The organism is Coprobacter sp. (genome assembly GCF_982436375.1).
Genome location: NZ_CEWDCG010000122.1, coordinates 1 through 9409, shown reverse-complemented (window position 1 = coordinate 9409; position 9409 = coordinate 1). Strand labels below are relative to the sequence as shown.

Annotated in this window: 4 protein-coding genes and 1 pseudogene; 1 reads left to right on the top strand and 4 read right to left on the bottom strand. The window is 37.9% G+C overall.

Annotated features, from left to right (window positions below; translation table 11 throughout):
• Positions 1 to 41: 41 nt before the first annotated feature.
• The 3 genes and pseudogenes from AC1WHX_RS07925 to AC1WHX_RS07915 form a co-directional block, all read right to left on the bottom strand.
• Positions 42 to 467 (bottom strand): annotated as a pseudogene (locus tag AC1WHX_RS07925) (hypothetical protein); the annotation flags it as partial.
• Positions 454 to 1716: an MFS transporter gene (locus tag AC1WHX_RS07920; protein ID WP_009318464.1), complete on the bottom strand. Its 1263-nt coding sequence runs from the start codon at positions 1714 to 1716 to the stop codon at positions 454 to 456. The pseudogene AC1WHX_RS07925 and the gene AC1WHX_RS07920, both read right to left, overlap by 14 nt.
• Positions 1717 to 1726: 10 nt before the next feature.
• The gene (locus tag AC1WHX_RS07915; RefSeq protein WP_009318463.1) at positions 1727 to 2770 is read right to left on the bottom strand and encodes a glycoside hydrolase family 130 protein; all 1044 of its coding nucleotides are present in this window, start codon (positions 2768 to 2770) and stop codon (positions 1727 to 1729) included.
• Positions 2771 to 3251: 481 nt separating this feature from the next.
• Between AC1WHX_RS07915 and AC1WHX_RS07910 the strand changes: the two genes are divergently transcribed.
• Positions 3252 to 7265 (top strand): hybrid sensor histidine kinase/response regulator transcription factor, encoded by a 4014-nt coding sequence (locus AC1WHX_RS07910; protein ID WP_481229110.1) that lies wholly within the window; start codon positions 3252 to 3254, stop codon positions 7263 to 7265.
• A gap of 84 nt (positions 7266 to 7349) precedes the next feature.
• On the opposite strand, the gene argS is transcribed toward AC1WHX_RS07910, so the two are convergent.
• Entirely contained in the window at positions 7350 to 9143 is a 1794-nt protein-coding gene (gene argS / locus AC1WHX_RS07905) for an arginine--tRNA ligase (RefSeq protein ID WP_022390229.1), read from the bottom strand.
• Positions 9144 to 9409: the final 266 nt, after the last annotated feature.

Below are 9409 nucleotides of genomic sequence, written 5' to 3'. Positions count from 1 at the left end.
CAAGAAGGGCGTTCTCTTTTTTGTGGAGACTATGAATTATTCAGGTTAACATAATTATACCCATTCTGAGAAGTTTTGTCTATTCCGACCAATCCTCCACCGAGCAACGCAGCCAAAGAGTTTAAACTTTCATGAAACTCTCCGTTATTATTTTTCGGCCCTTGACGTGAATCATTCACTGCCGTATAAAGTCCGAATGTCGTCTGAGGAATATTCCGTTGAGCGCTGTCAAGCCAAATAACCGGATTTCCACAAATGCGTGTATCGAAATTAAATACATAAGCATCAAAATCAAGAGCTTTTTTTCTCCAGTCCAGAATCTTATATGGCTCTGGGAGATTAGGCATCTGATCGATACGACTAATCGAAACCTGTTTTACCGGATCTCCGAAATTTGTTTCCCGACATGCCGGAAATACAAATAAAATTCCAAAGAATAAGGCAGGAAAAAATTTATTTATTTTCATTTTCCAGCAAATTTGATTGTTTGATAATATGATTTCCTAAGGGTAGTGCCAATAATTGCAACAATGCGACGATAATAAGCGCATACTTAAGCGCAAAATCTTCTGATACTCCGAAAGCAAGAAACAAAAAGATTATCAGTCCTGAAGCCCTCCCGACAAACAAGCCGAACTCATGGCTCAATATATAGGCATATTCATTGCGTTGCTCTTTTTTTGAAACAACATCAATCACTCTCATCATAATCGGGAAATAGGCTAAATCATGCAACGGTTGAAAAACGACCTTACAAAGGACAAAGATAATAACACCGGTCGAAGAAAAAAGAATACCGTTAAAAAGCGTACCGATCAAAAAGATAAACAATCCCGTACCGAATACGATATTCCGGTGCTTAGGTTTTGTAACCCTGCCCAATACATAAACAAGTATAGCAGTAATACCGCCGCTAATACTCTGAATCAAACCTAAAGAGCCTTCCTCTCCAACAAGTTTTAACACTAAAATGGCCGGTGCTGTTACCAAAAATCCCTGAACAAGGCCTTTCAAAGCTGCCCAAGAGAGTAGTTTGTACCATAGCGGATGAAAACGGAAATAGAGGAACGTTTTCTGGGTCGGATTTTCAAAGTTCCCTCGAGATAAGACAAAACAAGCAATCACTGTAATACCCATAGCCAAAAAGGTCACAATCCGATAAGAAAGATTTATATCGATGTCGATTCCCAATAAATGACGGCCTGAAAGACCGGCTATAAGTGCCCCTACCCCTAACGGGACAATAATAGATGCGATTGTAAAAGCAAAAGACTCAAGTCCGAAAAAATAATTCCGATTATCATCCTTAGTCGAGTTAAGAGCTAACAGATAACGATTTGTCCAAAAAAATCCCGAAGCTGCCCCCATAACAAATCCTGCTACAGACAATTCTGTTATTCCCAAACTATGAATCGCCATCATCCCCACCATAGATATACCGCTAAGCAGTATGCCTATACAATACAAAATATTCACCTTAAAATGCTTAAGCAAAAATCCGTTTACGACCGATGTACATACGATACCCACATACATAGCCAATTGATAAAGAGCTACGTATGCCGGACTATTAGTATTCCTCATAATATAGGCGCCCACAAAGATTTCTACAATCGGCAGAACAAGAGCATAAAGCATGTTCGTGCCGAGAAGGACCTGCATATTATGAGGTACGGATTTGAATACCTCGTATTCTTTTGTCAGTTTTCCGAACATAATATCCTTCTTATTTCAAAGTATTCAATATTTCTTTTACAGACAAAGTCGCAGCACAAATTACCTCATCACTCGCTCCATAGTAAAGATGAACCGTATCACCATCAACATAATGTCCGTTCGTAAAAACGACATTCCCGAAAAAACCGGTTTGTTCATAATCTGCAATAGGTTCCATAATAGGTTCTTCACTACGGGAAATGACTTTTGAAGGATCATTCAGATCGAGAAGCAATGCTCCCAGACAATAGCGATGGTCATGTGTTGCACCGTGATAGATCTCGAGCCAACCTCTTTCTGTACGGATAGGAGGAGCACCGGCTCCTACACGTGCAGAATCCCATTTCCCTTCACGTGTGGTAGCGACACATTTATGGTTTCCCCAATGTTTTCTGTCCGGAGATTCGGCCAGCCAAATATAATTCCCTCCTAATTCCGGACTACTCGGACGATGAAAAGCATAATACTTTCCATTAATTTTTTCCTCGAACAAAGCACAATCTTTATTATGCGGAGGGAAAATCATACCATGATGAATGTAATTATTAAAATCTTTTGTTTCGATCAACCCGACTCCGACAGCAACAGAAGAAACTTCGGTAAAAGTCAAGAAGAAGCCATCTTCCATGGTAGCAACACGACAGTCTTCGATTCCGAATGCTTCCAGGTCGCCACGTCCGAAAAGAGGCGGGAACGAAGGATCTTCATGAAAATGAACTCCGTCTTCACTACATACAAACCGAAGATAAGAGAGAGTCGTCAGATAATTCTTTCCCTGATAACCGATTACTCTCGGGTCAGAAGCATCAAGAGACGGATCATTCTTATCGAATGAGAGAATCTCTATTTTCCCGTCTTTATTATAAATCGGGAAACTGATTTTATTCTCGATTTGCTTAGGACGCTCTGCAACACGAAGCAACAACCATATCTTATTATTATATCGGAAAACCCCGGGATTCAACAAACATACTATTTCCATACCTTCAATTCCCGGCTTCAGATCGCTAGGTCGCATAATCGGATTCTGAGGATTTCTCTTTGCTATATCCATAATTTATTATATTTAGTGTGATGAAATTTTCATCGTTCGTGTTTTTCAGGCTTATCAAACGACCTGAACTCACAAGCAAATGTAAATGGGTGTATCTCGTTACCGGTATCTTATTATTTCAAAAAGGTATCTACATAGATTTTTTCTTAAATATGTCACGTTTGTATACTTTTTTGAAACAATAAGATACTCTCGTCTCCACTAAAAAGCTGAAATTGCATTTCAAATAAAACAGGTAAACCGATACGGCAATTCATCGATACAATCAGTCTCAGAAAACACAAAATACTGGATATATAAAATCTAAAATAAAGCCATGAAAACACAAAAAAGATTTTTTATCACGTCTATTCTCCGAAAATATTATTACTTTCATTTCGTTATTAAGATATAATCTTATAAGTTCTTTTACATAAGCATATTATACATGAATCAATATAAATGTTCTTATTCAACAACGTCAAAATAACATCACATTCCCATGCTTCGTAAAATACTCAATATCGCATATATCGTTTTCTTTACACAAATTCTATATGCAAACGAATCTCGAATACTTCGCCTAAGCAATAACGACGGCCTGTCCAACAGTTCCATAACAACGATCTTTCAAGATTCAAACGGACTCATCTGGGTAGGAACATGGGATGGACTAAATGTATATAACGGCGCTGAATTCGAAAATTATCGTTCTAACCGTCAAGATTCTTCAAGTATAACAAACCCTGTAATACGCCAAATTTTTGAAGAAAATAAAAACATTCTTTGGATAACGACAGATTACGGAATAAACAGATTTAACATCGCCACAAAAAAATTCCAACCTTATTATTTGGGATATAAAGATAAAGAGACATTTAGAGAACACTCTTTTCTCGCAACTCGCAATTCAGAAGGATTGATATTAGCCGCTTCTTACAAGTCCGGTATATATAAATTCAACACGAAATCAGAAGACTTCGAACCGTTCCCAATCCCCGAGATCGACAAAAACAATATAATACAACTTTTTTTCGATTCTTCAGACAATCTATGGATTGTAAATGACAAAAGTGAAATCTTCCGTCTGAAAATCAAATCCGATAAAATTACCGAGAAACAAAAAATAACTCCTCCTGCAGACTTTTTGCATCTTTGCTACGACAAAAAAGAAAAAATATGGTTTCAATACGAAAATTACACATTAGGATACTACTCGATACAAACCGAAAAATTCTCTGATTGGGGATCAAAACCTTATGGAGAATTGAACGAAGTCCTCGAAAACGAGGGCAATATACTGTTTGCAACAAATACCGGATTAATTCAATATAACAAACACACCAAGACAGAATCGATCCTATTAAGTGGTATTCCGGTTTTATCAGTCTATTCCGGTACACAAGATATATTATGGGTAGGTACTGATTCACAAGGCATTTACCGTATTCTTCCCCCACAAAACTATTTCAACACTTTTACAAGCAATAATATTCCCGAACTCGGAAATTACGCAGTCAGGGCAATATACAAAGACGCAGAAAACAAACTTTGGATAGGAACGAAAGGCGGAGGTGTCATCTCCATTACGTATTTAGGGGCTACTTTACAACAAGCCCGTAAATTTACAACAGACGACGGTCTCATAAACAACTCGGTATTCTCCTTAGCGCAAGGTCCGAATCAAGATTTCTGGATAGGAACGGACAATAAAGGTTTAAATTACTATTCTTTTCAAGAGAAAAAAATAAAAAGTCTGAAGTCGAACAGAATATTCAATATACGGCAAATTTGCTCCGTTTACGCATTACTGCAAGCCGATGATTCAACTTTATGGGTAGGGACAAGCGGTAACGGACTGTTCAAAATGACGATTTTCCGCACCCCAAAAGGAGAATACGAGATAAAAAATTACAAACACTATAAATATAACTCTCAAAGCAACAACAGCATCAATAATAACGTCATATACTCACTCGCAATAGAGGGAGATTCTATCCTCTGGATTGCAACGCGGGGAGGCGGGATAAATCGCATGAACATAAAAAGGGAATATTTTACTGCGTATAAAAACGATAAATCAGATATAAACACAATAAGCAGCAATGACGTAATATGCTTATATATAGACAATAAAAAAAGAATTTGGGCGGGAACGACTGCCGGTTTAAACCTGTTAACGGAAGAAAACGGAAAAGTTCGGATCAAACGATATACAGAAAAAGAAGGACTGGCAAATAGTAACATACACGGAATTTTAGAAGACCGCACCCATCATATATGGATCAGTACGAACAAAGGCATTTCCAGAATGAATCCCGAACAAGAACAATTCGTACACTATTTTTATAACGAAGGGTTACAGGATAACGAATTCTCCGACGGAGCATACCTTTCATTTTCGGAAGGACAAGAACTCTATTTCGGAGGAGTAAACGGGTTCAGTGTATTTCACCCCGACCAAATCGGAATGAGCAATTATAATCCGCCACTATATTTAAATTCATTTAAAATAGACAATATCGATCAACCACTTAATTTAAAGAATGATCATCCTATCAGTTATAAACAAAATTCACTGAGTTTTCATTTTTCTATCTTAGACTATATAACGAACAGCAAATGCGAGATGGCTTATAAAGTAACCCGAGATGGAGAGAAACCGGCAAATTGGATCTATATTGGCAATAACCGGAACATCATCCTGTCAAATCTATCTCCCGGAAACTACAAATTGAACGTTGCTTATACAAATAGCGATAATCAGTGGAACAGGGACAGCTTCTCATTTCCGTTCAAAATTACACCGCCATGGTACAAATCCGGATATGCATATACAGTTTATCTGATTCTTATCCTATTATTGGCATATTTCATTTTCCGATTTCAGAAATATCGATTGAAAATGCAACACAATCTTGAATTGGAGAAACTGGAAACACAAAAAAAAGAAGAAATTCATCAGGCAAAACTTCGTTTCTTCACCAATATCGCTCATGAATTTTCGAACTCTATAACCCTAATTTACGGTCCTTGCGAAAAAATGATGAGTACTCCCGATCTAAGTGAAAAGAACCGGAACTACCTAAGCGTAATCAAAAAGAATGCAGAACGAATGCGAAATCAGATACAACAACTAATGGAATTCCGTAAAGCAGAAACCGGACATTTAACTCTGCATTTCGAACCGATAGATATTCCTGAACTGATTAAATATACTTTGGACAATTTCCTTGATATCGCCGACCAGAAAAGGATAAACATCCAATTAGACATTCGTCCCGATATTCCGGCATGGATCGTTGACAGAGATGCTTTAGAGAAAGTTATTTTCAATCTTATGTCCAATGCATTTAAATATACTCCAAAAAACGGAAAAATAGAAATCAAACTGTTCGTTAACGCCAAGAATGAGCTCTGTTTTTCTTGCACCAACAGCGGTACAGGAATAGACGCCCAGCATATTCCTCTGATATTTAATAGGTTCAAAGTTTTCGATAATTTCGAGAATCAATTATCTAAGGGAATATACACCCGTAATGGCATAGGCTTAGCCATGTGTCAAGATTTGGTCAAGCTTCTGAACGGAAATATCGTCGTAGATAGCAAAATAAATGAATACACGACTTTCACCGTAACAATTTCGCCCGACAATAAAGTTGACAAAAAAACTCAGGAAAAAAGTCATCAACAACAATATTCGATTTCTTCCGATGTATCTGAAAAGAAAACAAAAAACATCCTCGTTATCGATGACCAAGAAGAAATAAGGCAATTTATTATCGAAACTCTAAATTCATATTCCGTAATAGAAGCCGAAAACGGACAAGATGCTTTAGACAAGATAAACAAGTTTCTGCCCGATCTCATTATTTGCGACGTTTTAATGCCGGTTATGGACGGACTCACATTTTTACAAAAAATAAAAAACGACATTACGACCAAACACATCCCGGTCATACTATTATCATCCAAAATGTCGGTCGAAAGTCAGATTCAGGGACTTGAATACGGAGCAGACATGTATTTAGGAAAGCCTTTTCATCCTGCTCATCTGCAAGCTGCAGTAGAACGTATGCTCGGAAATAAAGAAATAGTAAAACACTATATGGAATCTCCTCTTGCATACGCCGAACAATTCAACGGGAAATTAATAGACAAACAAGATAAAGAATTCATGAACAAGGCCTTCGAATATCTATCACAAAATTTAGATAATGAGACCTATAATCAAGACTCTTTATCTCAAGATCTGGCAATAAGCAGAGTGCAACTATACCGCAAGATAAAAAAACTGACAGATAAGACTCCTGCTGACTTTATACGTAGCTTTCGCTTGCAGGAAGCTGAGAAACGGCTGAGAACTACATCCAAAACCGTACAAGAAATCATGGCCGATTGCGGATTCAAAAATAAAGCTCATTTTTATCGGGAATTTGCAAAACTATATCATGCAACCCCAAAGGAATATAGAATGACAGTCTCGAATACAGGTGAGCAAGACCCTCAAAAATAAACCGAACCGGTTCGTACCAATATGAAATGCCCCCTAAAAGCTTTTTGTCAAACTTTTAGGGGGCACTTCTATTTCTTCATTTCTCTACATACGATCAGGAACATCTATTCCTAACAAACTCATGCCGGTTTTTATAACTTTAGCTACATTTCTGGAAAGAATAAGCCGGAAATTTCGAATCTCGGTATTCTCCTCTCGTAAGATTGAGAAATCATGATAGAATTGGTTATACTCTTTCACGAGATCATAAATATAATTAGCTATAATAGCCGGACTGAACTGACTGCCAGCCTCTGAAACGACAGCCGGAAATTCCGATAAATTCTGAATTAAGGATATTTCTTTATCAGAAAGGACGACTTTCTCATTTGCAGTCTCCGGCAAAACGATACCCGACTCGGCAGCCTTACGCAGTACCGAACATATACGAGCATGTGTATATTGAATAAACGGCCCTGTATTTCCGTTAAAGTCGATAGACTCTTTCGGATTAAACGTCATATTTTTACGGGGATCGACTTTCAAAATAAAATATTTAAGAGCTCCAAGACCCACCATATTCGAAATAGCATCTGCTTCCTCCGGCGTACAGTCATCCAATTTACCCAATTCTGAAGAAGTCTCACGTGCTGTATTCACCATCTCTTCAATCAGATCATCGGCATCGACGACCGTACCTTCACGCGACTTCATCTTACCTTCAGGCAATTCGACCATTCCATAAGAAAAATGGACAAGATCTTTACCCCAACTAAAACCGAGCTTATCCAATAGAATAGAAAGTACCTGAAAATGATAATTCTGCTCATTCCCCACAACATATACCATTTTATCGATGGGATAATCCTGAAAACGGAGCTTGGCCGTACCTATATCCTGAGTCATATAAACAGAAGTTCCGTCGGCACGTAAAAGCAATTTATGATCAAGTCCTTCAGCCGTCAGATCAGCCCATACCGAACCATCCTCTTTCCGATACATAATTCCTTTCTCCAAACCTTCAAGAACTTTTTCCTTTCCCTCCAGATAAGTTTGCGATTCATAATAGATTTTATCAAAATCCACGCCCATCTTCCGATAAGTCTCATCAAATCCGGCATATACCCAATCATTCATCATACGCCATACCGAACGCACCTGCTCATCTCCGGCTTCCCACTTACGAAGCATTTCCCGAGCTTCTGCCATAAGCGGGGAAGAAGCCTCAGCCTCTTCTTTCGTCATTCCTTTTTCCTGTAATTCGGCAACTTCCTGCTTATAATGCTTATCAAAAAGCACATAAAAATCTCCGATCAAATGATCTCCTTTTTTACCGGAAGATTCGGGAGTGACACCGTTTCCCCACTTTTCCCAGGCAAGCATCGATTTACAAATATGAATCCCCCGATCATTTACGATATTGGTCTTCACGACTTTATTTCCGTTTGCCTTCAAGATTTCAGAAATGCTGTAACCCAATAAATTATTACGTACATGCCCCAAATGTAACGGTTTATTCGTATTAGGAGAAGAATATTCTATCATTACCAATTGAGCGTCCCGCTCCGGCTCTTTTATTCCATACCGGGCATCAGAAGCTATTTCATTCAATTGTTCTATCCAGCATGTAGAATCAATCACCAAGTTCAAGAACCCTTTAATCACATTAAATGATGCGACAGCCGGTTCGTTTTTAATCAGATATTCACCGATTTCCGTAGCAGTCGCTTCAGGATTTTTATGAGAAGCCTTTAAAAACGGAAAAACGACAAGAGTCAAATGCCCTTCAAATTCTTTCTTCGTTTTTTGTAATTGTATCGCCGACATTTCCGGCTCGATCCCGTACAAAGCCTTCAGCGCAGAAATGACAGCTTCGGCAATCTTATTCTCAATCTTCATATTTATATCCGTTTTTTTCTATCGAATTCTTTAACGGGTACAAAGATAATACTTTAAATAGGATGCTTAATGATTTTACCACACAAAAACATTCGAAGCAATATCCTTTGAACAAGGAATCAGACAAAATTTAAACCGTATTCTATGCTTTTATTGCGATGAACAGGCATACGATAAAACACAAAAAAGGGACAATCCTTATTTTCGGATAGTCCCTTCTTTTTTTAAGTTCGAAGTAAAATATTATTTTACTTTATCTGCCAATT

Coding starts and splice junctions, on each gene's coding strand:
- argS (WP_022390229.1), bottom strand. CDS start 9,143: ATGAAGATTGAGAATAAGATTGCCGAAGCTGTCATTTCTGCGCTGAAG.
- AC1WHX_RS07910 (WP_481229110.1), top strand. CDS start 3,252: ATGCTTCGTAAAATACTCAATATCGCATATATCGTTTTCTTTACACAA.
- AC1WHX_RS07920 (WP_009318464.1), bottom strand. CDS start 1,716: ATGTTCGGAAAACTGACAAAAGAATACGAGGTATTCAAATCCGTACCT.
- AC1WHX_RS07915 (WP_009318463.1), bottom strand. CDS start 2,770: ATGGATATAGCAAAGAGAAATCCTCAGAATCCGATTATGCGACCTAGC.